This is a genomic window from Streptomyces sp. NPDC006368 (genome assembly GCF_040612535.1).
Taxonomy (GTDB): domain Bacteria; phylum Actinomycetota; class Actinomycetes; order Streptomycetales; family Streptomycetaceae; genus Streptomyces.
The window spans coordinates 1-23,957 of the sequence record NZ_JBEXQK010000032.1 but is presented as its reverse complement, the minus strand read 5'-3'; the positions used below and the strand labels follow the sequence as shown (position 1 = coordinate 23,957).

The following is a 23,957-nucleotide window of genomic DNA, read 5'->3' as shown; positions in this document are numbered from 1 at the left end:
CCCTCACTCCCATCCGACCCGTCTGCCCAGTATGAACACGAGCAAGGGGAACCACGCACGACGGGCGGCGCACCCGTGAGGTGCGCCGCCCGTCGCCACGGTGGAAAGGGAGGTCAGTGAGCGCCGCCCTGCGCCTCCAGGCGCTTGAACGAGGCCTCGATCTCGGCCTCGGCCTCGGCGCGGCCGACCCAGTTCGCGCCCTCGACCGACTTGCCGGGCTCCAGGTCCTTGTAGACCTCGAAGAAGTGCTGGATCTCCAGGCGGTCGAACTCCGACACGTGGTGGATGTCGCGCAGGTGCTCGACGCGCGGGTCGGACGCCGGCACGCACAGCAGCTTGTCGTCGCCGCCCGCCTCGTCGGTCATGCGGAACATGCCGATGGCGCGGCACTTGATCAGACAGCCCGGGAAGGTGGGCTCGTCCAGGATGACCAGCGCGTCCAGCGGGTCGCCGTCCTCGCCGAGGGTGTTCTCGACGAAGCCGTAGTCGGCCGGGTAGCTGGTCGAGGTGAAGAGGCGACGGTCCAGGCGGATACGACCGGTCTCGTGGTCCACCTCGTACTTGTTCCGCGACCCCTTCGGGATCTCGATGGTGACGTCGAACTCCACGGGTGGCTCCTCCAAGATCAACACAAACCGGGGGTGCCGTGCTCACGGCACAGCTCAGTGGTTAAGTGTCCCTCACGCAACTGAGTGCTCGCGAAAGGGGCTGGTCAGCCGTGCTGGAGCGGAAGGTGTCGCAGCTCGCCGCGGGCTCCGCCGTGCTCGGCCTGGTCCTGGCGGCCGGCGCGGCGAGCGTGGCCGGTCCCTGGGACTCGGGTCAGCGTACGGCCGAGCGCGCCCGGGCGGTCGCCCTGTCCCGTACAGGTGGCGCACATCACGATGTGCCCGGCGCCGCCGCGCCCGCCCGCCCGCAGGCACCCGCGCCCGCCCCGAGCGCCCCCGGCGTCCTCACCGCCCTCAGCCCGACCGGCGCCGGGACCAAGGCCGTCGCCCCGCGGCCCCGCGGCCTCGCGGCCACCCTGGAGCCCCTGCTCGCCTCCCCGGACCTCGGCCGGCTGCGTACGGCGGCGGTCATCGACGTCGCGACCGGCGAGCAGCTGTACGGGAACGCCGCCGCGGCCCCGATGACGCCCGCCTCCACCATCAAGCTCGCCACCGCGCTGGCCGCGCTGTCCGCCCTCGGCCCCGACCACCGCATCCCCACCACCGTCGTCGCCGCGCCCGGCTTCCGGGGCGTCACGCTGGTCGGCGGCGGCGACCCCACCCTCGATACGAAGCGGTTGCGCGCCCTGGCCCGGGACACCGCCCGCGCCCTGCGCGACCGCGGCGTCACCACCGTCCGCCTCACCTACGACACCTCCCTCTACTCCGGACCCGAGCGCCACTCCATCGGCGTCAACGACAACATCGCCCCGGTAACGGCCCTGATGACCGACGAGGGACGGTTGGACGGTTCCACGACCGGCGACGCGCCGCGCTCCGCCGACCCGGCCGGTGACGCCGCCCGCGCCTTCGCCGAACTGCTCGCCTCCCACGGCGTCGCCACCGCGGACCCGCCCGCCCGCGCCAAGGCGCCCAAGAGGGCGGCCCTCCTCGCGCGCACCTGGTCACAGCCGGTCTCCGCCCTCGTCGAGCGCACCCTGACCCACAGCGACAACGACCTCGCCGAGGCCCTCGCCCGCCGCACGGCCCTCGCGCACCGCAAGCCCGCCGACTTCGACGGCGCCGGCCAGGCCGTCCGCGCCGAGCTCGCGAAGCTGCGCCTGCCCCTGGCCGGAGCGCGGTTCGCCGACGGCAGCGGCCTGGACCGGCGCGACAAGCTCTCCGCCGCGCTCCTCACCGCACTCCTCGCCCGCGCCGCCGACCCGGACCACCCCGAACTGCGCCCGGTCCTCACGGGCCTGCCGGTCGGCGGCTTCAGCGGCACCCTGAGGGACCGGTACGGCGACGGCTCCCCGGGCGCCGGACTGATCCGCGCCAAGACCGGCACCCTGACCGGCGTGAACGCCCTCGCCGGGACGGTCGTGGCCGCGAACGGACGACTCCTCGCGTTCGCGTTTCTCGCCGGTGAGACCCCTTCCCCGTACACCGCGCAGCCCGCTCTGGACCGCCTCGCCGCCGCGCTCGCGCGCTGACGTCACCGCAGGAGCGCCGTGAAGTGCCGTGAGGGGTGCCGTCGCATCCCTCACCCCTCGGCGCGCCGAGCACGTACGGTTGACGCATGACGAGCATCGGTGGTGCGGAGATGGTCGACTGGAACCTCGCGGTCGCGACGGCGACCCGGCTGGTACGCCCCGGGCCGGAGGTGAGCCGGGAGGAGGCCCGCGAGGTCGTCGCCGAGCTGCGGCGGCACGCGAAGGCGTCCGAGGAACACGTTCGGGCGTACACCCGGATGATCCCCGAGGGCCACGAACCCGACGACACCCCGATCCTGGTCGTCGACCGGCCGGGCTGGGTCAGGGCCAACGTCGCCGGCTTCCGCGAGCTGCTCAAACCCCTGCTGGAGAAGATGCAGGAGCGCCGCTCCGGCAGCCCGGGCGGCGCGGTGCTGGGCGCGGTCGGCGGCAAGGTGACCGGCGTGGAGCTGGGCATGCTGCTGTCGTTCCTCGCCTCCCGGGTCCTCGGGCAGTACGAGACGTTCGCGCCGGCCACCAGGGAGCTCCCGGCCGGGGGGAACGGCGGCGGCAGGCTGCTGCTCGTCGCCCCGAACATCGTGCACGTCGAGCGCGAGCTGGAGGTGTCGCCGCACGACTTCCGCCTGTGGGTGTGCCTGCACGAGGAGACGCACCGCACGCAGTTCACCGCCGTGCCGTGGCTGCGGGACCACCTGCAGGGCGAGATCCAGTCATTCCTCCACGCGACGGACGTGGACCCCATGACGGTCCTGGAGCGGCTGCGTGAGGCCGCCCAGACGCTCGCCGGGGCCCGCCCGGAGGGCGAGGAGGACGAGGGCCGCTCGCTCGTCGAGCTGGTCCAGACGCCCGAGCAGCGCGAGATCCTCGGCCGGATCACCGCCGTGATGTCCCTGCTCGAAGGGCACGCGGACTACGTGATGGACGGCGTCGGCCCGCAGGTCGTGCCGTCGGTCGCGGAGATCCGCGAGAAATTCCAGCAGCGCAGGGCGCGCGGCGCGTCCCGGCTGGACCTCGCGCTGCGCAAGCTCCTCGGTCTGGACGCCAAGCTGCGCCAGTACCGGGACGGCGAGAAGTTCGTCCGGGCGGTGGTCGAGGAGGTCGGCATGGACGGCTTCAACCGCGTCTGGACCTCCCCGAACACCCTCCCCACCAAGGCGGAGATCGCCGCACCGGCGGACTGGGTCGCGCGGGTGCACCGTAAAGCGGAGTAGAGAGCCCGATCCGGCCGACGGCAGAGGAACGCCCCTCCAATCACCCATCCGAGGGACCGTGGGAGATGGGTGGGCGTGCGATGCTCGGGTAACGGCCGAGTTCTGTCACGATCGATGCACTCTCAGTGACCGAATCCTTCGGTCCGGCCGTTAAGTCTCCGACCGTTAAGTCTCCGACCGAGGCACCCCTCCCACCTCACACGAAGGGCACCGGACATGGGTCCCCATCCTGCGGTCGCGGCGATACGCCTGGCGGTCCGCCGCGTCCTGCACGACGTACTCACGCAGCACGCCGTCCCCGCGCACAGCGTCCTCCGGCACAGCGTCCCCGCGCACCCCCCGATCCACCCCACCGCTCCCGAGCACGGCACCGCCCCGCACGCGGCTGCCGCGCCCACGGCTCCCGGCGAGCGGACGCAGCCCCCGCTCGTGCTGGTGGCCTGTTCCGGAGGCGCCGACTCCATGGCGCTCGCCTCCGCCCTCGCCTTCGAGGCCCGCAAGCTCTCCGTCCGGGCCGGTGCCATCACCGTCGACCACGGCCTCCAGCCCGGCTCCGACCTGCGCGCCGCCGAAGTCGCCGCGCGCCTCACCGCGATGGGTCTCGACCCGGTGGAGGCCGTCGCCGTGACCGTCGGACGGGACGGCGGGCCCGAGGCCGCCGCCCGCGACGCCCGGTACGCGGCACTGGACGAGGCCGCCGAGCGGCTGGGCGCCGCCGCCGTGCTGCTCGGCCACACCCGCGACGACCAGGCCGAGACCGTTCTGCTCGGGCTCGCCCGCGGGTCCGGCATCCGCTCGCTGTCCGGCATGGCCGCCGTCACCGGCGCCGACGGCCGCTACCGCCGCCCGTTCCTCACGCTCGACCGCCAGACCGCCCGCAAGGCCTGCATGGTCCAGTCCCTGCCGGTCTGGGACGACCCGATGAACGCGGACCCGGCCTACACCCGGTCCCGGCTGCGCCAGGAGGGTCTGCCCGCACTGGAGAAGTCGCTCGGCAAGGGCGTCGTCGAGGCGCTCGCCCGTACGGCCCGGCTGTGCCGCGACGACGCCGACGCCCTGGACGCCTGGGCCGCCGACGCCGAGGCGACCGTGCGCGACGAGACCGGCCTGCTGGTGTGCGCCCGGCTGTACGCGCTGCCGCCCGCCGTCCGCCGCCGTGTGCTGCGCCGGGCGGCCATCGCCGAGGGCGCCCCGGCGGGTTCCCTCTTCGCCCGCCACATCGAGGAACTCGACCGGCTGATCACCGGATGGCGGGGTCAGGGGGCCATCAATCTGCCCGGCCGCGTCGAGGCGCGCCGACAGGGTGGCAGACTGGTCATTCGGCAAGGCTGACGCAGGCTGCAACGAAAGTGACCCGGGTGAACGAGAAAGACATGGGCGCCGACCTCCAGTCGGTGCTCATCACCAAGGAAGAGATCGACGCGAAGCTGGCCGAGCTGGCCGCGAAGATCGACGCTGAGTACGCGGGCAAGGACCTGCTCATCGTCGGCGTCCTCAAGGGCGCGGTGATGGTGATGGCGGACCTGGCCCGCGCGCTGTCCACCCCCGTCACGATGGACTGGATGGCCGTCTCCTCGTACGGAGCGGGCACCCAGTCCTCCGGCGTGGTCCGGATCCTCAAGGACCTGGACACCGACATCAAGGGCAAGCACGTCCTGATCGTCGAGGACATCATCGACTCCGGCCTGACCCTGTCCTGGCTGCTGTCGAACCTCGGCTCGCGCGAGCCGGCCTCCCTGGAGGTCTGCACCCTTCTGCGCAAGCCGGAGGCGGCGAAGGTCGCGATCGACGTCAAGTGGATCGGCTTCGACATCCCCAACGAGTTCGTCGTCGGCTATGGCCTGGATTACGCGGAGAAGTACCGCAATCTGCCCTTCGTCGGCACGCTCGCCCCACACGTCTACGGCGGCTGAACAGCTGATGTCCTGGCGCGGCCCGGGAACCCTGGCCTCCTTCCCGCCGTTGGAGCATGGGAAGGCGGTCGCGGGTGACAATGCTGGGGTACCGTCCGAAGCACAGTCTTTTCTCATAGCAGCATTTACCTACGGGCAGGAGGGACGGGGCGTCATCGCTCCGTATGGATGGACGTGAAGCGATACTTCCGTGGGCCGGTCATGTGGATCGTGCTGGCCGTCCTCGCCGTGGTCGTGCTGATGCAGGTCGTCGGCTCGTCCGGTGGCTACAAGACGGTGGACACCGGCGAGGTCGTCCAGGCGATCGACAAGAACCAGGTCGACCAGGTCAAGCTGACCACCGGCGACGAACAGATGATCAAGGTCGACCTCAAGGACGGCCAGAAGGTCAAGGGCAGCGACAAGATCCAGGCGAGCTACATCGGCACGCAGGGCTCCGACCTCGCCGCCACGCTGCAGCAGAAGTACGAAGCGGGTGACATCGACAAGGGCTACACGGTCTCGCCGTCGAAGCAGAGCCCGTTCGTCTCGGTGCTGCTCTCCCTGCTGCCCTTCGTACTGATCGTCGTGGTCTTCCTGTTCCTGATGAATCAGATGCAGGGCGGCGGCTCCCGTGTCATGAACTTCGGGAAGTCCAAGGCCAAGCTGATCACCAAGGACACCCCCAAGACCACCTTCGCCGACGTGGCGGGCTCCGACGAGGCCGTCGAGGAACTCCACGAGATCAAGGAGTTCCTCCAGGAACCGGCGAAGTTCCAGGCGGTCGGCGCCAAGATCCCGAAGGGTGTGCTGCTGTACGGCCCGCCCGGTACGGGCAAGACGCTGCTCGCGCGCGCCGTCGCGGGCGAGGCGGGCGTCCCGTTCTACTCGATCTCCGGCTCCGACTTCGTCGAGATGTTCGTCGGTGTCGGCGCCTCCCGTGTGCGTGACCTCTTCGAGCAGGCCAAGGCGAACGCCCCGGCGATCGTCTTCGTCGACGAGATCGACGCCGTCGGCCGGCACCGCGGCGCGGGTCTCGGCGGTGGCCACGACGAGCGCGAGCAGACCCTGAACCAGCTGCTCGTCGAGATGGACGGCTTCGACGTGAAGGGCGGCGTCATCCTGATCGCCGCCACGAACCGGCCGGACATCCTCGACCCGGCGCTGCTGCGCCCCGGCCGTTTCGACCGGCAGATCGCCGTCGACCGGCCGGACATGCAGGGCCGTCTGGAGATCCTCAAGGTCCACCAGAAGGGCAAGCCGGTCGCCCCGGACGTCGACCTGTCCGCCGTGGCGCGTCGTACGCCGGGCTTCACCGGCGCCGACCTGTCGAACGTGCTGAACGAGGCCGCGCTGCTCACCGCGCGCAGCAACAAGAAGCTCATCGACAACCACATGCTGGACGAGGCGATCGACCGGGTGGTCGCGGGCCCGCAGAAGCGGACCCGGATCATGTCGGACAAGGAGAAGAAGATCACCGCGTACCACGAGGGCGGACACGCCCTGGTAGCGGCGGCCTCGCCCAACTCCGACCCGGTCCACAAGATCACGATCCTGTCCCGTGGCCGTGCCCTGGGCTACACCATGGTCCTGCCGGACGAGGACAAGTACTCGACCACGCGCAACGAGATGCTCGACCAGTTGGCGTACATGCTGGGCGGGCGCGCGGCCGAGGAGCTGGTCTTCCACGACCCGACCACCGGCGCGGCCAACGACATCGAGAAGGCGACCGCGACCGCGCGGGCCATGGTCACGCAGTACGGCATGACCGAGCGGCTCGGAGCGATCAAGTTCGGCGGCGACAACAGCGAGCCCTTCCTGGGCCGCGAGATGGCGCACCAGCGCGACTACTCGGAAGAGGTCGCCGCGCTCGTCGACGAAGAGGTCAAGAAGCTCATCGAGACCGCGCACAACGAGGCCTGGGAGATCCTCGTCGAGAACCGTGACGTCCTCGACAACCTGGTCCTCCGGCTGCTGGAGAAGGAGACGCTCGGCAAGGAGGAGATCGCCGAGATCTTCGCCCCGATCGTGAAGCGCCCGCCCCGTCCGGCGTGGACCGGCTCCTCGCGGCGTACGCCGTCGACGCGGCCGCCGGTGCTCTCCCCCAAGGAGCTGGCGCTGACCAACGGCGCGGCGGGCACGGCCGTCGCCAACGGCTCCGGCCCCGTGGACGCCACCCCGGCGGCCGAGCCCGTCCCCGAGGAGCGCCCCGAGGCGTAAGGGTTCCCGGTCCCGGCCCAGGTCAGGGCCCGGACCCCTCGCCAAGGCCCCGGAATGAATGCCGCGCCCCCCAGGTTCTAGCCTGTGGGGGCGCGGCTTTTCACGTACACAGGTACGCGCGGACTCACGCAACACGGAACGAGGCACAGATGACCGACCCGGTGACGCTGGACGGCGAAGGCACGATCGGCACCTTCGATGAGAAGCGAGCCGAGAACGCCGTGCGCGAACTTCTCATCGCGGTCGGAGAGGACCCGGACCGCGAGGGCCTGCGCGAGACGCCGGCCCGGGTGGCACGCGCGTACAGGGAGATATTCGCGGGCCTGTGGCAGGAGCCCGAGGACGTCCTGACGACGACGTTCGACCTCGGACACGACGAGATGGTCCTGGTGAAGGACATCGAGGTCACGTCCTGCTGCGAGCACCACCTGGTCCCCTTCCGGGGCGTGGCCCACGTCGGGTACATCCCGTCCACCACCGGCAAGATCACCGGCCTGTCGAAGCTGGCCCGGCTCGTCGACGTCTACGCCCGCCGGCCGCAGGTGCAGGAGCGCATGACCACCCAGGTCGCCGACTCCCTGATGAAGATCCTGGAGCCCAGGGGCGTGATCGTGGTCATCGAGTGCGAGCACATGTGCATGTCGATGCGCGGCATCCGCAAGCCCGGCGCCAAGACGATCACCTCCGCGGTGCGGGGGCAGCTGCGGGACGTGGCGACGCGCGCGGAGGCGATGAGCCTCATCATGGCGAACTGACCGACTCCCCTTCCCCGCCCGTCTCCTGTTCCGGAACACGCCGGGACGACGGGTACGGTGCGCACGGGCGGGGTCGCGGGCGGCACGCTGCTGTGGGGCCCACCCCCCGACTGGCGGCGTTACGCGGGGGCCGGGGTTTCGTCCTCGTCGTCCGGGAGCCTGCAGACCCGCTCCAGGAAGATCGCCGCCGCGACCACCGCGATGCCCGCCGCCACCGAGAAGCCGGCGTAGATCGCCTGGTCCCGGCGGGCCGGGATGTCGAGGGAGCCGAGCAGGAAGACGCCGGTGCCGCCGTAGGCGCCGCTCACCAGGGACGCCACCAGGGCGCTCGCCTGGCCGAAGACGACCGCGCGGGCGGCCATCAGGGGCTCGACGCCCTTCGCGCCGGGGCGGCGCTCGCGCTGGGCGCGCAGGCGGGAGCGCAGCGAGAGGGCCGTCGCCGCGAGGACGGCGGCGATCGCCGCGAGCACGATCGGCGCGGCGAGCGGCACGCTCGGCAGGGTGCCGAAGGACTCCCACAGCCGGGCGCCGCCCCAGGAGAGGATGCCGGCGACGGCGAAGAGTCCGGCCAGTACCTTGAGCCGCAGTTGCTTCACCGGGTGTCCTTCGTGCTCGTCGCCGTACGCTTCCCGTCGAGGTTAACGGCTACTCGGGCAGCCGCAGTTCCAGGTCGGGCCGGACGACGACGCCCTCCCGGCCGACGCCGGTCAGCAGGTCGGCGATCGCGCCGGAGCCGGGCAGCTGCGCCCCGGGGTCGACGTCGTGCCACGGCGCCAGCACGAAGGCGCGCTCGCGGGCGCGCGGGTGCGGCAAGGTCAGGACGGGGTCGTCGGAGACGACGTCCGCGTACGCCACGATGTCGACGTCGAGCGTGCGCGGGCCCCAGCGCTCGTCGCGGATGCGCGCGAACGCCTCCTCGACCGCGTGCGCCCGCTCCAGCAGGGACGCCGGGGGCAGCGTGGTCTTCACGACGACGACCGCGTTGAAGTACGACGGCTGGGAGCCGGGGTCGACCCCCCAGGGCTCCGTCTCGTACACGGGGGAGACCGCCTTGACCCGGACGCCGGGTGTGTCCTCCAGGGCGTCGATGGCGCCCTGGAGGGTCTCCAGGCGGTTGCCGAGGTTGGCGCCGAGGGAGATCACGGCCCGTTTGGGGTTGGAGAGCGTGATGTCCGCCGCGTCGACCTGCTCCGTGACGGAGGCGGGCACCGGCTGTACCGTCGGGTCGCTCTGCGTGCTGTTCATGCGCGCCTCCGCGTGATGGTGATGGTGACGTCGTCGAAGGGCACGGTGATCGGGGCGTCCGGCTTGTGCACGGTCACCTCGACCTCCTGGACCCCCCCGTGCTTGAGGCACTGCTGGGCGATGCGCTCGGCGAGGGTCTCGATCAGGTCGACCGGCTCGCCCTGCACCACGTCCACGACCTCCTCCGCCACGATCCCGTAGTGCACGGTCTTCGCCAGGTCGTCATCGGCCGCCGCGGGGCGGGTGTCGAGGCCGAGCACCAGGTCCACGATGAAGGTCTGGCCCTCCTCGCGCTCCCGGGGGAAGACGCCATGGTGCCCGCGGGCCTTGAGGCCGCGCAGCGCGACACGATCCACGCGAATCACTCCTGCTGTCGTTGGTCGGGCGGGCAAGCGGCCGGGTGCGGTCGACGCGCGTTGCCACCACTCGAATCTACCTGCGAGCACTGACAGCGACTGACAGCGCCCGCCCGTGGACTCGCCTACCCGCTCGCCTACCCACTCAGGACGGGTTGTCGTCGTCCTCTTCGTCACCGGATTCAGCCAGGACGGGTGAACCGTGGTGCGACCAGACCCGCCACCCGTCGGGTGTACGGCGGAACACGTTCGTCGCGACGACGAGCTGCCCGACGAGCGGCCCGAGCTCCGCGCCGTCCTCGGCGGGGCCGCCGCTGAGGATGTTCTCGGTGCAGGTCACCAGGGCGGTGTCACCGGCCACGGACACCTTCACATCGGTCAGGAAGAACTGGATGTACTCGGTGTTCGCCATGATCAGCGCGTACGAGCGGAGCACCTCGCCGCGCCCGGTCAGCACCGGCCAGCCCGGGTGCACGCAGGAGATCTCGCCGAACGCCTCGTCCAGCCAGAGCTCGCTGACCTCCTCGAAGTCACCGCGCTCCATCGCCTCGTAGAAGGCGGTGTTGGCCAGCTCGACCGCTTCGGTGTCGTGGGTGCGCGCGTCGCTCACGAGGCGCCCTCGACGGCACGGGCCACCCGGACCGCGTCCGCCGTCGCGCGCACCTCGTGGACGCGTACGGCCCAGGCGCCCTCGTGCGCGGCGATCGCCGAGACCGCGGCGGTGGCCGCGTCCCGCTCCCGCGCGGGCGGCGGGGAGGAGCCCTCCGGGGCCAGGACGTGGCCGAGAAACCGCTTGCGCGAGGCGGCCACCAGCAGGGGGCGGCCCAGAGCGCGCAGGTCGGCCAGGTGGGCCACCAGGGCCAGGTCGTGCGGGGCCTGCTTGGCGAAGCCGAGACCGGGGTCGAGGACGATCCGCTCCGGGTCGACGCCGCCGGCGACGACGGCATCCACGCGCGCGTGGAGCTCGGCGACGACCTCGGCGACCACGTCGTCGTACACGGCCAGGCTGTTCATGTTCTCGCTGAAGCCGCGCCAGTGCATGACGACGAACGGCACCTGCGCGGCGGCGACGGACGGCACCATCTCGGGGTCGGCGAGGCCGCCGCTCACGTCGTTGACCAGTACGGCGCCGGCCTCGACGGCCCGGCGGGCGACGGAGGCGCGCATGGTGTCGACCGAGACGGTGACCCCTTCGGCCGCCAGGCCGCGTACGACGGGAACGACCCGCCGCAGCTCCTCGTCCTCGTCGACGCGCGTGGCGCCCGGACGGGTCGACTCGCCACCCACGTCGACCAGGTCGGCGCCCTGGGCGACCAGGTCCAGGCCGTGCTTGACGGCGGCCGTGGTGTCGAACCAGCGGCCACCGTCGGAGAAGGAGTCGGGTGTCACATTGACGACCCCCATGACCGCACAGCGGTCCCACTCCGGCAGGCCCCGGGCCGTGCCACGTGCGCGCAACGTACTCATGCGTCCAGCCTAGGGGGTCCGCCCCCGGGGGGCGGGCCCCACGGGGTCCGGCTCAGGCCGCGCGGACCTCGCGCTCCCCGGCCGGCGGCGTGATGTGCGCGCACGGGCGGGCCGTGCGCCCGGCGCTCCGGCGGCGGAAGGGGCGGGGCGGCGCCAAGGTGACGAAGCCCTCCGCCTGCATGGCGGCGAAGCCGATGCGCGGCAGGTCACGGGTGCTGCGGTAGACGACGAAGCGGGGCTCCCAGTGGGGCTGGAACTTCGCGTTGAACTTGTACAGCGACTCGATCTGGAACCAGCGGGAGAGGAAGACCAGCAGGCCGCGCCAGACGCGCAGCACCGGGCCCGCGCCGAGCTTCTCACCGCGCGCCAGGGCCGAGCGGAACATCGCGAAGTTCAGCGACACCCGCGTGATGCCCAGCCGGGGAGCGGCCTGCAGGGCGGCCACGATGAGCAGTTCGTTCATGCCCGGGTCGGCGGAGCGGTCGCGGCGCATCAGCTCCAGCGACATGCCGTCCATGCCCCACGGCACGAAGTGGATGATCGCCTTCAGGTCGCCGTACGGGGACGCGCCGGATTCGGCGTCCGCCTTGTGGGCGGTGGCGATCACCGCGTCGCCGTCCGCCGCGTCGCCGATCCGCCCCAGGGCCATGGAGAAGCCGCGCTCGGTGTCGGTGCCGCGCCAGTCGGCCGCGGCGCGCCGTATCGCCTCCAGCTCGTCCTCTGGCAGGTCACGGGCGCGGCGTACCCGGGTGGTGTAGCCGTTGCGCTCGATGCGCTTGACCATCTGGCGCACATTGCGCATCGCGCGCCCGGTGAGGGAGAAATCCGCGACGTCCACCACCGCCTCGTCGCCGAGCTCCAGCGCGTCGAGACCGGTCTCCCGGGTCCACACCTCGCCACCGGTCTCGGAGCAGCCCATCACGGCGGGGGTCCAGGAGTGGGCCTTGGCCTCGTCCATGAAGCGTTCGATGGCGCCGGGCCAGGCCTCGACGTCACCGATCGGGTCACCGCTGGCGAGCATCACGCCGGAGACGACGCGGTAGCAGACGGCGGCCTTGCCGCTGGGGGAGAAGACGACGCCCTTGTCGCGGCGGAGCGCGAAGTGCCCGAGGGAGTCGCGCCCGCCGTGCTTGGCGAGCAGGGCGCGCAGCCGGGTCTCGTCGTCCTCGGTGAGCCGGGCGACGGGGTGTTCGGGGCGGAAGGCCAGGTAGATGGTGGTGATGGCGGTCAGCAGGCCGAGCGCGCCGAGGGAGTAGCCGACGGTCCAGTCGACGCCGCCGCGGTAGCCGACGGGCCCCTCCACGCCGAACAGGCCGTACAGCACGTGCTCCAGGCGGTCGCTGAGGCTCGGGCTGCCGATGACCCTCCCGGGGTGGGCGCTGACGATGACCAGACCCAGAGCGAGGGAACCGGCGCCCATGAGGACGAAGTTGGCGAGCGCCTTCCAGCGGCTGCGCGGATCGGGCAGGGCCGCGAACTCGCCGCGGTGGCGCAGGAGCAGGGCGAGCAGCAGCAGCGAGAACAGGACGCCGATGACGGAGTGGCGGTAGACGAACTGGGCGACCGCGCCCACCGGCAGCAGGATCACGGCGGCGCGCCAGGCGCGGCGCTTGTGCCGCTTGAGACCGTGCGCGAGCAGCAGGAGCAGCACGCCGACGCTGAGGGAGAGGGCCGCCGAGAGCGGGCCCAGCGTGCCGGGCAGCACCTCGGCGATGGCGTGCATCCGGCTGGCCCGGAAGCGGGGGAAGACCCCGGCGGCGATGTCGATCAGGCCGATGACCGTGCAGGCCGTGCCGACCAGGGAGGGGACCTTCTCGGGGCGTGGCCCGCGCAGGGCACGGCGCACCCGAGACGGAACCGATCCCGACTTGTCCCCATCTTGCGTGACAGACATCGCTTCCCGTGGCTCCGCGAGAGATTCCTGTGTCCAGAGGGCCGGAGAATGTTCGGCTCGGACAACGTGCGCTCTCTAGGACGGCGTCCACGGGAGGCGGGTTCATTCGCCCCCGGAAATTCTCGATGAAGAGGACTGGAACGACTCATGGGTCTCACCAGCAGCAAAGTCCTTGCGCTGGCCGCCGTACTGGCCGTGGCGCTGTTCGCCGCCACGGTGTGGCTGTGGCCGCGGCTGTCGCGCCGGGGCGTGCGCCCGGTGCTGGGAAGGGTGGGCCTGCTCCTGGCGACCCAGGTGGCGCTGTTCGCTGCGGTCGGCCTGGCCGCCAACAACTACTTCCTCTTCTACGGCTCCTGGGCGGACCTCTTCGGCCGGGAGCAGCAGCCGGGCGTGGTCGTCGACCACTCGGCGGGCGGGAAGCACCTCACGGTCGTCGGTGAGCGCAAGCCGGAGGGCGTGCCGGGCGGCGGGCGGCCGGCGGTTGCCGGTCAGGTCCAGAAGGTCGTCATCGCCGGCGGGAAGTCGAAGATCAACAGCCCGGCGTACGTCTATCTGCCCCCGGAGTACTTCCAGCCGCGGTACGCGCGGAAGACCTTCCCGGCCTCGGTCGTGCTGACCGGCTACCCGGGCACCGCCGAGAACCTGCTCAAGGGGCTGAAGTACCCGCGCACCGCCCATGAGCAGGTGAGGAAGGGGAAGATGCGGCCGATGATCCTGGTGATGCTGCGGCCGACCGTGGCGCCGCCCCGGGACACCGAGTGCGTCGACATCCCCGGCGGGCCGCAGACGGAGACGTTCTTCGCCGAGGACCTGCCCAAGGCGGTGGCCGGGACGTACCGGGTGGGCACGCGGCCCCGCGACTGGGGCATCATCGGCAACTCGACCGGCGGCTACTGCGCACTGAAGATCGCGATGCACCACCCGGACCGTTACGCGGCGGGCGCCGGCCTCTCCGCCTACTACAAGGCCGCCGAGGACGTCACGACCGGCGACCTCTTCCACGGCGACCGGCGCCTGCGCAGCCGTGCCGACCTGCTGTGGAGCCTGGACCACCTGCCCCGGGGCCGGACGTCCTTCCTGGTGACCACCTCCCGGCAGGGCGAGGGGAACCTCAAGGGCACGCTCGATTTCGTCAGGAAGGTGAAGGCGCCCGCGCGCGTGTCGTCGATCACCCTCGACAGCGGCGGGCACAACTTCACCACCTGGAACCGGGAGATCCCGGCCGCCCTGGTCTGGCTGAGCGGCCGGCTGAGCGCCGCATAACGCCGCGCCCGCGCGCGTCGCCCGCGCGTCGCCCGCGCGTCTCAGCCGACCGTCTCCACGTGGACATCGGTCCGGGGCACGTCCCGGGCGTCCGCCGCGGTGGAGCGGCGCAGCGCCTCGTGCAGCCGGGCGGGGGTGAGAACGCCGAGGAAGCGGCCCTTCTCGGAGCGGTCGACGACCGCGATCCAGCCCGCGTCGTGCTGGAGCATGGTGGCGAACGCCTGCTTGAGGGAGGCGCCGACGGGCAGCCAGGCCTCCATGCGGCGGGCGTGTTCGCGTACGAGCCCGTTGCTCCGCGCGGCCTGTTCGTCGGAGATCCAGCCGTGCAGATTGTCGTCGCGGTCCAGCACGACCGCCCAGCGCGAGTCCAGTTCGCGGGGGAGCGGGTCGTCGAGGTGGACGACCGGCGGCTGTTCGAGGTCGCCCGGCTCGATCGGCGTCACGGAGAGGCGCTTGAGGCCGCGGTCCGCGCCGACGAAGTCGGCGACGTACGGGGTGGCGGGCGCCCCCAGCACGGTGGCCGGCGCGTCGAACTGCTCGATCCTGCCCTGCCCGTAGACGGCGATACGGTCCCCGAGCCGGACCGCCTCCTCGATGTCGTGGGTCACGAACAGGACCGTCTTGCGCACCTGGGACTGGAGCTTGAGGAACTCGTCCTGCAGACGCTCGCGTACGACGGGGTCGACCGCGCCGAACGGCTCGTCCATCAGCAGCACGGGTGGGTCGGCGGCCAGGGCGCGGGCGACGCCGACGCGCTGGCGCTGGCCGCCGGAGAGCTGCTCGGGGTAGCGGTCGCCGTAGAGCGACGGGTCGAGCCCGACGAGGTCGAGCAGTTCGGCGGCGCGGGCGTGGGCCGTGGAACGCTTGACGCCGAGGAGGTGGGGGACGGTCGCGGTGTTCTCCAGCACGGTCTTGTGCGGGAAGAGCCCGACCTGCTGGATGACGTAGCCGATCCGCCGGCGGAGCTTGACGGGGTCGGTGGCGGAGATGTCGTGACCGTCGACGAATATCCGGCCCTCGGTCGGCTCGATGAGCCGGTTGACCATCTTCATCGTGGTCGTCTTGCCGCAGCCGGACGGTCCGACGAGCGTGACGAGTTCCCCCTCGGCCACCTCGAACGACAGGTCGTCGACGGCGGTGGTGCCGTCCGGGTACCGCTTCGTGACGTGCTCGAATCGGATCATGGTTCCCCATTGTGGCGGGTGCGGTGTGAAGGCCATGTTGCCGTGCTGTGGCGGGTCCCGGCGATTGTCAGTGGTGGGGGATAGGGTCGTCAGCGGGTCGAACACGGGGACGACCGAGCACGGGAGCGGGGGTGGAGTGCGTGAGCGCGGCGCCGAACTGTCTGGCGGCCAACGACTGGATCTGCGGGGAGTACGTCCGCTCCCGCGCCCAGGAGCTGGCGGACGCGACCGTCCAGCATGTCTGGATCACGGCCGTGTCGGTACTGATCGGGTTGGCCGTGGCCTTTCCGCTGGCGCTGCTGGTGCGCGCCCGGCCGCGGTTCGCCGGGCCGGTGCTGGGGCTGACGACCGTGCTCTACACGATCCCGTCGCTCGCGATGTTCTCGCTGCTGCTGCCCCTCTTCGGGCTCTCCGCGGCCCTGGTGGTGACGGGCCTCGTGCTGTACTCGCTGACCATTCTCGTACGGAACATCCTGGCCGGGCTCGCGGCGGTGCCGCGGGAGGCGCGGGAGGCGGCACGCGGCATGGGGTACGGGCGGGGCCGGCTGCTGTGGGAGGTCGAGCTGCCGCTCGCGCTGCCGGCCGTGATGGCGGGCGTGCGGATGGCGACGGTGTCGACGGTCGCCCTGACGACGGTCGGCGCGCTGGTGGACTACGGCGGTCTCGGCACGCTGATCACGAGCGGGCTGAAGAGCTTCTTCAAGGCGCAGGTGCTCACGGCGTCGGTGCTGTGCGTACTGCTGGCGGTGGCGGCCGACCTGCTGCTGCTCGGGCTCCAGCGGGTGCTGACCCCGTGGACCCGCGTCCGGTCGCGTACGGGTGGGGCGGGCTGATCGATGGGTGCGGTGGCGGACTCCTGGACCTGGCTGACGACCGGGGCCAACTGGCAGGGGGAGAGCGGGGTGTGGCACCGGCTCGGTGAGCACCTCTGGTTCAGCGGGGTGTGCCTGCTGATCTCATGTCTGATCGCGCTGCCCCTGGCGCTCCGGCTGGGCCACATCGGCAAGGGCGGGACGCTCGCCGTCAACATCTCCAACGTGGGGCGCGCGGTGCCGACGCTGGCGGTGCTCGTGCTGCTGACGCTCACCCCGCTGGGGCGCCACGGCGACCTGCCGGTGATCGTGGCGCTGGTGCTGTTCGCGGTGCCGCCGCTGCTGACCAACGCGTACATCGGGATGCGCGAGGTCGACCGGGCCGTGGTCGAGGCGGCGCGCGGCATGGGGATGTCGGGCTGGCAGGTCTTCCGCAGGGTCGAACTGCCGTTGGCCTACCCGATGGTGATGACCGGTCTGCGGTCGGCGACCGTCCAGGTGATCGCCACCGCGACGCTCGCCGCGATGGCGGGCCAGGGCGGGCTCGGCCGGATCATCACCGCGGGTTTCAACACGTACGACACCGCGCAGGTGGTCGCGGGGGCGCTGATCGTCGGGGGGCTGGCCCTGGCGGTCGAGGGCCTGATGGCGCTCGCCGGGCGGGCCTTCGACCCGGCGCGGCGCACTGACCTATCCACATCCGGACGGAGAACGTGATGAGCAGGACCTCGCGCAGGGCGGGTGCGGTACTGGCCGTGGTGGCACTGACCGGTGGGCTCGCCGCGTGCGGTGGCGAAAGCCTGGAGAAGAAGGGCGGCGCGGACACCGCGTCGGCGGGCGGGGGCGGCAAGGGCGCGCTCGTCATCGGCTCGGCCGGTTTCACCGAGGCCAATGTGCTGGCGGAGCTGTACGCACAGGTGCTGAAAGACGCCGGGTACACCACGTCGATCAAGACCGTGGAGAACCGGGAACTGTACGAACCCGCCCTGGAGAAGGGCGACATCGACGTCGTACCGGAATACGCGGCTACGCTTGCGGAATTCCTCAACGCCAAGGTGAACGGCCCGAAGGCGGCGGAGGAGAAGCCGGTCGCCTCCAGCGATGTCACCGCCACCGTCGCGGCGTTGGAGAAGCTGGCGGCGCCGCGCGGGCTGAAGGTCCTCCCGGCGGGCGGCGCGGTCGATCAGAACGCCTTCGCCGTCACCAGGGAATTCGCGGAGAAGAACAAGCTCACGACGCTTTCCGACCTCGGCGCGTCGAAGCTCCGGGTGAAGATCGCGGCGGGCGACGAGTGCGAGATACGGCCGTTCTGCGCGCCGGGCCTGAAGAAGACGTACGGGATCGATGTGGCGGGCATCGACCCCAAGGGCGTCGGTACGCCGCAGGCCAAGCAGGCCGTGAAGGACGGCATCGACCAGCTGGTCCTCACCACGACGACCGACGCGACCCTGGACGCCTTCGGGCTGGTGCTGCTGAAGGACGACAAGAAGCTCCAGAACGCCGACAATGTGCTGCCGGTCGTCAATGCGAAGGACGCCGGCTCGGCGGAGATAGCGGCGGCGCTCGCCAAGATCACCAAGGCTCTCACCACTGAGGATCTGGTCGGGTTGAACAGGAAGGTGGACGCCGAGCGGGCAAAGCCCGCGGACGCGGCGAGGGCTTACCTGGCGGACAAGGGCCTGATCAAGAACTGACCGGGAGAGGGAATCGGCGGAGGGAACTCGGTAAGGGATAGGGACGGGAAGGGCGGCGGAAGGGCACCGGAGAGGGAAGTCGGCACGCGCCGGATCCCCGGCCGGAAGGCCGCCGGACCCGGAAGTCGATCGGGAAGTCGATCAGGAAGTCGATCACTGGCAAAACATTGCCGGGCCGATCCCCAAACGACACCTACGCACGGTAAATTTCAGGCCATGCCACGTGGACGCCACCGCCATTCCCCACCCCTGCACAGGCTGCTGCCGCCTTCGGCGGTCGCCGGAGCGTCGGTTCTCTGTGCCGGAGGCGCCTGGCTCCTCGCGGACCCCCTGCCCCTGCGCCTGCTGGTCGCCGCGGCCGCCGCGGCGGCCGTCACCGGTTCCGTACTCATGCGCAGTTGGGACCGTGCCGCGGGCCGCCGGGTCGCCGAGCTCACCCGGGCCCGCGCGGGCGACCAGTGGCGCACCGAGGAGCGGATAGCCGAGCTGGAGACGGACCTCGAGGAGTCCCGCGAGCTGCGCGCCAAGCTGGAGGCGAAGCTGCGGGCCAAGCGCGTCGAACTCGCCGGGCTGCGCAACGAGCACGCCGAGCTGTTGCGGCGGTACGCCACCGCCGAGACCGAGCGGGCCAGCGCCCTGGAAGGCCGCCGGCGGCTCGCGATCGAGGCCGCCGCCCCGGCCGCCGCCAGGGGACTGCCCGCCGCCGGCTCCACGCCGACCCCGGCCGCGTACCTCATGGCCGCCAAGGCCCTGGAGGACCTCACGCGCAACGCCGCCGTGCGGGAGGCGAAGCGCACCACCGAGGAGGCGCGCCGCCGCGACCCGGCCGAGCTGGCCGGGGAGGCGGAGGAGCCGCAGGGGAAGCACGCGGCGGCCGCCGGGGAGCGGTCGCAGGTCCGCCCGTCGTCCGCCGTCCCCCCGATGCGTCCGGTCCCGGCGGCTGCCGCGGTCGTGCCGTACGCGGCGCAGCGCCGCCCCGCACCGCGCCTCCAGGGCGGGTTCGACTTCTTCGGCACGCAGAAGGCCGCCGTGGAGGCCGTGCAGCACGAGGACCTGGCGGACGTCGTGGGCGAGGAGGCCCTCGCCACCGTGCGCCGCCGGGAGGACCGCGCGGTCGGCAAGGTCATCGACCTGACCGCGCACGACGAGACCGAGCAGCTGGACGTGGTGCGGCTGCGGCGCGGCGCCGTCGGCTGAGTTCCCGCTACTTGTCGATGTCGCCGACGACGAAGAAGAACGACCCCAGGATCGCCACCATGTCCGCGACCAGCGTGCCGGGCAGCAGCTCGGTCAGCGCCTGGATGTTGTTGTAGGACGCCGAGCGCAGCTTGAGGCGGTACGGGGTCTTCTCGCCCTTGGAGACCAGGTAGTAGCCGTTGACGCCGAGCGGGTTCTCGGTCCAGGCGTACGTGTGGCCCTCGGGCGCCTTCAGGACCTTCGGGAGCCGCTGGTTGATCGGCCCGGGCGGCAGGTCGGCGATCCGGTCGAGACAGGCGTCGGCGAGGTCGAGGGCGTTGTGGGTCTGCTCCAGCAGGCACTCGAAGCGCGCCAGGCAGTCGCCCTCGGTGCGGGTGACGACCTTCAGGGTGTCCTGGAGTTCGCCGTACGCCAGGTACGGCTCGTCGCGGCGCAGGTCGAAGTCGACACCGGAGGCGCGGGCGAGCGGGCCGCTGACCCCGTACGCGTGCACGACCTCCGGCGACATGACGCCGACGCCGCGGGTACGGCCCCGGAAGATCTCGTTGCCGAGGACCAGCCGGTCGTACACGTCCATGCGGGAGCGGATCGCCGCCACCGCCTCACGGGCCCGGCCGAGCCAGCCGGCCGGCAGGTCCTCCTTCAGACCGCCGACCCGGTTGAACATGTAGTGGATCCGGCCCCCCGAGACCTCCTCCATGACGTGCTGGAGGTCCTCCCGCTCCCGGAACGCGTGGAAGATGGGGGTGATGCCACCCAGTTCGAGGGGGTACGAGCCGAGGAACATGAGGTGGTTGAGCACCCGGTTCAGCTCGGCGAGCAGCGTGCGCGTCCACACGGCGCGCTCCGGGACCTCCATGCCGAGCATCCGCTCGACGGCCATGACGACACCGAGCTCGTTGGAGAACGCCGACAGCCAGTCGTGGCGGTTGGCCAGCATGATGATCTGGCGGTAGTCGCGCGCCTCGAACAGCTTCTCCGCGCCGCGGTGCATGTAGCCGACGACCGGCTCCGCGTGCTGGATCACCTCGCCGTCGAGGACGAGGCGCAGGCGCAGCACGCCGTGGGTGGAGGGGTGCTGGGGGCCGATGTTCAGCACCATGTCGGTGCTCTCGGCCGCACCGCCGATGCCGACGGTGGTCTCCATGGGCTGCGTCCTGTCCGTCATGGCGGACAGTATCCCTCGCCGGGCACCCGCTGGAGCAGCCAGGTGAAGTCCCCGAGACCGCCGCGGGCGGTGAGCTCGGCGGCCTGCCCGGCGGTCGCGAGCGCCCGGACGTACGCCGCGGGATCGCTCGACGCGAGCGCGAGGGGCGGTCGCGCACCGGAGAGCCCGAGCCGCCCCAGCATCTCGCGCTGCGACACGAGCTCGGTGCCGGTGCCGGTGCCGGTGCCGGTGTCGGTGCCGGTGCCGGTGTCGGCCTCGGTCCCGGTGTCGGTGTCGGCCTCGGTTCCGGCCCCGGCCCCGGTGCCGTACGGGCCGGGGCCCCGCGGCTCAGGACGGGGAGCGCCCGCCGCGGCACAGGCGTCCATGGCCACGTGCGCCGTGATGTCACAGGTGCCGTCCGGCACCGGCGGGACCTCGCGCCCGGCGCGGAACCCCGTCAGCGTGCCGAACGGCGGCCGGGCGTCCCGGACATGGGCGTAGTCCACCGCGACCGCCAGCCCCGCCGCCAGAGTGCCCACCGCCCCCGCCCACGCCTCGTCCCGCGGCCGGCCGATCTCGGCCCGCTCACCCGGCTCCCGCAGCGGCCACCACCGGGCCAGCCACTCCGCGTCGGCACCGGCCACCGGCGCGCCCAGCCGCTCCGTGCCGTCCGGCGCCACCTCCACGTACCGGGCCGTACCCGCGTCGTCCAGCTGGGCCACGTCCACCGGGACGTTGTCGAGCCACTCGTTCGCGAACAGCAGCCCCCGCACCCCGCGCGGCGGCTCCGCGACCCACGCGATACGCGGATCGAGCCCGGCCGGCCGGGCGGCGCGCTCGACGGCGTACGCCCGTACGCGAAGACCGGCCGGCGCCGCGGCGAGCACCGCGCTCACCAGTTCGCCCCGTCCCGCGCCCATGTCCACCAGCGCGACCTCGTGCGCCTCGTCGGCCGCGCCCGCGGCGCACTCCTCCGCGACCCGGGCCAGCAACCGGGCGACCGCCGCGGCGAAGAGCGGCGAGGCGTGCACGGAGGTGCGGAAGTGCCCGGCGGGCCCCTCGGGCCGCAGGTAGAAGCCGTCGGGCCCGTACAGCGCGGTCTCCGTGGCCGCCCGCCAGCCGCGCCGGCCCCGCCCGTGCCCGCTCATCGAACGCTCCGCCGACAGGTCCGGCGCCGGCTCCGCCAACAGGCCCGTTGACACCTCTCATCCATCACGGGCACCAGTCTCCACCTTGTGGAGTAGACCCCGGCCATGTGGATGGGACCTCCGGTTGACCCCTGCACCTATCGCGTTTCCCTACGCTGGGTTACGTGCAGCGTCTCTATGACTTCATCCGCAGACACCCCACGGGCGTCGACAGTTTCTGGGCTGTGATGCTCCTCGGGTTCTCCCTGCTGTGGGTGGCCACGGTCCCCGTCGGCGCGGAGCCCCGCCTCCTGGCCGCCGGCATCGTCCTCCTGCTCTGCCTCGCGGTCGCGCTGCGCCGCCGCGCGCCCGAGAAGACGCTGCTGCTCGTCACCGCGCTCGGCGCCGCCCAGCTCGCCCTGGACATCGCGACGAACCCGGCCGACTTCGCCATGCTCGTCGTCATCTACACGGTCGCCGCCAAGGGCGACGGGCCCCGCTGGGCGTCCCGCCTCGCGCTGATCGGCGGCGTGAGCGCGGCGCCGCTGTCGCAGGTGCGCTGGCCCGTCGAGAACCTCTCGATCCCCGGGAAGATCTTCTTCACCGTCGTGATGACCGTGCCGTTCGTGCTCGCCTGGGTGCTCGGCGACTCCATGCGCACCCGCCGCGCGTACTTCGCGCAGCTGGAGGAGCGCGCCACCCGCCTCGAAAAGGAGCGCGAGGCCCAGTCCAAGGTCGCCGTCGCCGCCGAGCGCGCCCGCATCGCCCGCGAGCTGCACGACGTCGTCGCCCACAACGTCTCCGTGATGGTCGTCCAGGCCGACGGCGCCGCCTACGTCATCGACAGCTCGCCCGAGCAGGCGAAGCAGGCCCTGGAGACCATCTCGGCCACCGGCCGCCAGGCCCTCGCCGAGATGCGCCGGCTGCTCGGCATCCTGCGCACCGGGGAACCGCAGGACTCCGAGGACTACGTCCCGCAGCCCGACGTCCGGCAGATCGAGGACCTGGTCGAGCAGGTCCGCACGGCCGGGCTGGCCGTCGACTTCCGCGTCGAGGGCACGCCGCGCCCGCTGCCCAGCGGCGTCGAGCTGACCGCGTACCGCATCGTCCAGGAGGCGCTCACCAACACCCGCAAGCACGGCGGCCCGGACGTGGGGGCCAGCGTGCGCCTGGTGTACTTCGACGACGGCCTCGGCCTGCTGGTCGAGGACGACGGCCGCGGCGCCTCGCACGAGCTGTACGAGGACGGGGGCGCCGACGGCCGTGGCCACGGCCTGATCGGCATGCGCGAGCGGGTCGGTATGGTCGGCGGCACCCTGGACGCCGGCCCGCGGCCCGGCGGCGGTTTCCGGATCAGCGCCCTGCTCCCCCTCAAGCCCGCCCACTGACCCCTTAAGGACCGTTGTATGCCGATCCGCGTGATGCTCGTCGACGATCAGGTGCTGCTGCGCACCGGCTTCCGCATGGTGCTCGCCGCCCAGCCGGACATGGAGGTCGTCGCGGAAGCGGGCGACGGGGCCGAGGCCATCGAGGTCCTGCGGTCCACCGCCGTGGACGTGGTGCTGATGGACGTACGCATGCCTCGGCTCGACGGTGTGGAGGCGACGCGCCGCATCTGCGCCGAGCCCGACGCGCCCAGGGTCCTCATCCTCACCACCTTCGACCTGGACGAGTACGCCTTCTCCGGGCTGAAGGCGGGCGCCAGCGGCTTCATGCTCAAGGACGTCCCGCCGGGCGACCTGCTCGCCGCCATCCGCTCCGTGCACAGCGGTGACGCGGTCGTCGCGCCGTCGACGACGCGGCGGCTGCTCGACCGTTTCTCCCCGATGCTGCCCTCGACCGGGGGCGAGCCGCGGAACGCCGCCCTGGAGAAGCTGACGGAGCGCGAACGCGAGGTGCTGATGCTCGTCGCCCAGGGCCTGTCGAACGGCGAGATCGCGACCCGGCTGGTGCTGTCCGAGGCCACCGTCAAGACCCACGTCGGCCGCATTCTGACGAAGCTGGCCCTGCGCGACCGCGTGCAGGTGGTGGTACTGGCCTACGAGACGGGCCTGGTACGGGCCGGGGGCGCCTCGGGCTGAGCGATCGGCCGGAACCGGGGTCCCCAGGTCGTGTCTTCACAGTCCCGTCTGCCTGCCGGGCGCCCGGCGCGCACTCCCCAGAGCAACGCGCCTGGGGGTACCCCCAGCCGCGTTGTCGTCAGTCGCCGATGTCCCCCGTAGCCCTTCGGGCACGGGAGGTGGGCCCACCGCGGTGCCTCCTTTCTCCGCCTTGCGCCCCGGTACTCCACGGCCAGCGCCACATCCGCCTCACCGTCCAGGACGAGCGGCAGCGACTCGTCGCCCTCCGCGTCCCG

General features: G+C 72.1%; 23 protein-coding genes and 1 pseudogene. 13 read left to right on the top strand and 11 right to left on the bottom strand.

From position 1 onward, the window contains the following. Window positions 1–113: 113 nt before the first annotated feature. Entirely contained in the window at window positions 114–608 is a 495-nt protein-coding gene (locus ABZZ38_RS21940; protein WP_017949744.1) for an inorganic diphosphatase, read from the bottom strand. A gap of 110 nt (window positions 609–718) precedes the next feature. Between ABZZ38_RS21940 and dacB the strand changes: the two genes are divergently transcribed. The 6 genes from dacB to folE all read left to right on the top strand — a co-directional run bounded on the left by dacB (window position 719) and on the right by folE (window position 8,215). Continuing rightward, window positions 719–2,137, top strand: coding sequence for a D-alanyl-D-alanine carboxypeptidase/D-alanyl-D-alanine-endopeptidase (gene dacB, locus ABZZ38_RS21935; protein WP_356742472.1), 1,419 nt, complete (start codon window positions 719–721; stop codon window positions 2,135–2,137). 86 nt (window positions 2,138–2,223) lie between these two features. Continuing rightward, window positions 2,224–3,348 (top strand): zinc-dependent metalloprotease, encoded by a 1,125-nt coding sequence (locus tag ABZZ38_RS21930; RefSeq protein ID WP_356742469.1) that lies wholly within the window; start codon window positions 2,224–2,226, stop codon window positions 3,346–3,348. Window positions 3,349–3,564: 216 nt separating this feature from the next. Further along, window positions 3,565–4,680, top strand: a complete 1,116-nt coding sequence (tilS, locus tag ABZZ38_RS21925) for a tRNA lysidine(34) synthetase TilS (protein WP_356742467.1) — start codon at window positions 3,565–3,567, stop codon at window positions 4,678–4,680. A 41-nt stretch (window positions 4,681–4,721) separates the two neighbouring features. Further along, on the top strand, window positions 4,722–5,261 hold the full coding sequence (gene hpt, locus ABZZ38_RS21920; RefSeq protein WP_031077393.1) for a hypoxanthine phosphoribosyltransferase: 540 nt from the start codon (window positions 4,722–4,724) through the stop codon (window positions 5,259–5,261). Window positions 5,262–5,429: 168 nt separating this feature from the next. Beyond that, a complete protein-coding gene (gene ftsH / locus ABZZ38_RS21915; protein ID WP_356742465.1) occupies window positions 5,430–7,460 on the top strand; it encodes an ATP-dependent zinc metalloprotease FtsH in 2,031 nt (676 codons plus the stop codon). A gap of 149 nt (window positions 7,461–7,609) precedes the next feature. After that, complete coding sequence (folE, locus tag ABZZ38_RS21910; protein WP_356742463.1) at window positions 7,610–8,215, top strand: GTP cyclohydrolase I FolE; 606 nt, start codon at window positions 7,610–7,612, stop codon at window positions 8,213–8,215. A 119-nt stretch (window positions 8,216–8,334) separates the two neighbouring features. Here folE and ABZZ38_RS21905 read toward each other — a convergent pair whose 3' ends face one another. The 6 genes from ABZZ38_RS21905 to ABZZ38_RS21880 form a co-directional block, all read right to left on the bottom strand. Then, window positions 8,335–8,811 (bottom strand): DUF3180 domain-containing protein, encoded by a 477-nt coding sequence (locus ABZZ38_RS21905; RefSeq protein ID WP_356742461.1) that lies wholly within the window; start codon window positions 8,809–8,811, stop codon window positions 8,335–8,337. 49 nt (window positions 8,812–8,860) lie between these two features. Next, window positions 8,861–9,460 (bottom strand): 2-amino-4-hydroxy-6-hydroxymethyldihydropteridine diphosphokinase, encoded by a 600-nt coding sequence (gene folK, locus ABZZ38_RS21900; RefSeq protein WP_356742459.1) that lies wholly within the window; start codon window positions 9,458–9,460, stop codon window positions 8,861–8,863. After that, a complete protein-coding gene (gene folB, locus ABZZ38_RS21895; RefSeq protein WP_355363069.1) occupies window positions 9,457–9,816 on the bottom strand; it encodes a dihydroneopterin aldolase in 360 nt (119 codons plus the stop codon). Before folB ends, folK begins: the two co-directional genes overlap by 4 nt. A 145-nt stretch (window positions 9,817–9,961) precedes the next feature. Next, window positions 9,962–10,426: a nuclear transport factor 2 family protein gene (locus tag ABZZ38_RS21890; protein WP_356742457.1), complete on the bottom strand. Its 465-nt coding sequence runs from the start codon at window positions 10,424–10,426 to the stop codon at window positions 9,962–9,964. Beyond that, a complete protein-coding gene (gene folP / locus ABZZ38_RS21885) occupies window positions 10,423–11,283 on the bottom strand; it encodes a dihydropteroate synthase (protein WP_356742455.1) in 861 nt (286 codons plus the stop codon). Before folP ends, ABZZ38_RS21890 begins: the two co-directional genes overlap by 4 nt. A 52-nt stretch (window positions 11,284–11,335) precedes the next feature. Continuing rightward, the gene (locus tag ABZZ38_RS21880; RefSeq protein ID WP_356742453.1) at window positions 11,336–13,177 is read right to left on the bottom strand and encodes a phosphatidylglycerol lysyltransferase domain-containing protein; all 1,842 of its coding nucleotides are present in this window, start codon (window positions 13,175–13,177) and stop codon (window positions 11,336–11,338) included. A 147-nt stretch (window positions 13,178–13,324) separates the two neighbouring features. Here ABZZ38_RS21880 and ABZZ38_RS21875 point away from each other — a divergent pair, with 147 nt between their 5' ends. Then, on the top strand, window positions 13,325–14,440 hold the full coding sequence (locus ABZZ38_RS21875) for an alpha/beta hydrolase-fold protein (protein ID WP_356742449.1): 1,116 nt from the start codon (window positions 13,325–13,327) through the stop codon (window positions 14,438–14,440). Between the two features lie 41 nt (window positions 14,441–14,481). On the opposite strand, the gene ABZZ38_RS21870 is transcribed toward ABZZ38_RS21875, so the two are convergent. Further along, a complete protein-coding gene (locus ABZZ38_RS21870) occupies window positions 14,482–15,624 on the bottom strand; it encodes a betaine/proline/choline family ABC transporter ATP-binding protein (protein WP_356742446.1) in 1,143 nt (380 codons plus the stop codon). Between the two features lie 140 nt (window positions 15,625–15,764). On the opposite strand from ABZZ38_RS21870, the gene ABZZ38_RS21865 reads away from it, so the two are divergent. From ABZZ38_RS21865 to ABZZ38_RS21850, 4 genes are all read left to right on the top strand, one after another. Beyond that, the gene (locus tag ABZZ38_RS21865; protein WP_356742444.1) at window positions 15,765–16,457 is read left to right on the top strand and encodes an ABC transporter permease; all 693 of its coding nucleotides are present in this window, start codon (window positions 15,765–15,767) and stop codon (window positions 16,455–16,457) included. A 3-nt stretch (window positions 16,458–16,460) separates the two neighbouring features. Next, window positions 16,461–17,153, top strand: a complete 693-nt coding sequence (locus tag ABZZ38_RS21860) for an ABC transporter permease (RefSeq protein ID WP_356742442.1) — start codon at window positions 16,461–16,463, stop codon at window positions 17,151–17,153. After that, window positions 17,153–18,130, top strand: coding sequence for an ABC transporter substrate-binding protein (locus tag ABZZ38_RS21855; RefSeq protein ID WP_356742440.1), 978 nt, complete (start codon window positions 17,153–17,155; stop codon window positions 18,128–18,130). The genes ABZZ38_RS21860 and ABZZ38_RS21855 overlap by 1 nt, the downstream gene beginning before the upstream one ends. 216 nt (window positions 18,131–18,346) lie before the next feature. Beyond that, the gene (locus ABZZ38_RS21850) at window positions 18,347–19,327 is read left to right on the top strand and encodes a hypothetical protein (protein WP_356742438.1); all 981 of its coding nucleotides are present in this window, start codon (window positions 18,347–18,349) and stop codon (window positions 19,325–19,327) included. Window positions 19,328–19,334: 7 nt separating this feature from the next. On the opposite strand, the gene ABZZ38_RS21845 is transcribed toward ABZZ38_RS21850, so the two are convergent. Together ABZZ38_RS21845 and ABZZ38_RS21840 are read right to left on the bottom strand one after the other, a co-directional pair. After that, the gene (locus ABZZ38_RS21845; protein ID WP_356742436.1) at window positions 19,335–20,495 is read right to left on the bottom strand and encodes an NADH-quinone oxidoreductase subunit D; all 1,161 of its coding nucleotides are present in this window, start codon (window positions 20,493–20,495) and stop codon (window positions 19,335–19,337) included. Beyond that, a complete protein-coding gene (locus ABZZ38_RS21840; protein ID WP_356742434.1) occupies window positions 20,492–21,622 on the bottom strand; it encodes an SAM-dependent methyltransferase in 1,131 nt (376 codons plus the stop codon). Before ABZZ38_RS21840 ends, ABZZ38_RS21845 begins: the two co-directional genes overlap by 4 nt. Before the next feature lie 164 nt (window positions 21,623–21,786). Here ABZZ38_RS21840 and ABZZ38_RS21835 point away from each other — a divergent pair, with 164 nt between their 5' ends. Together ABZZ38_RS21835 and ABZZ38_RS21830 are read left to right on the top strand one after the other, a co-directional pair. Then, a complete protein-coding gene (locus tag ABZZ38_RS21835; protein ID WP_356742432.1) occupies window positions 21,787–22,989 on the top strand; it encodes a sensor histidine kinase in 1,203 nt (400 codons plus the stop codon). 18 nt (window positions 22,990–23,007) lie between these two features. Continuing rightward, entirely contained in the window at window positions 23,008–23,682 is a 675-nt protein-coding gene (locus tag ABZZ38_RS21830; protein WP_356742430.1) for a response regulator transcription factor, read from the top strand. A 191-nt stretch (window positions 23,683–23,873) separates the two neighbouring features. Here ABZZ38_RS21830 and ABZZ38_RS21825 read toward each other — a convergent pair. Then, a pseudogene (locus tag ABZZ38_RS21825) lies at window positions 23,874–23,957 on the bottom strand (LysR family transcriptional regulator); the annotation flags it as partial.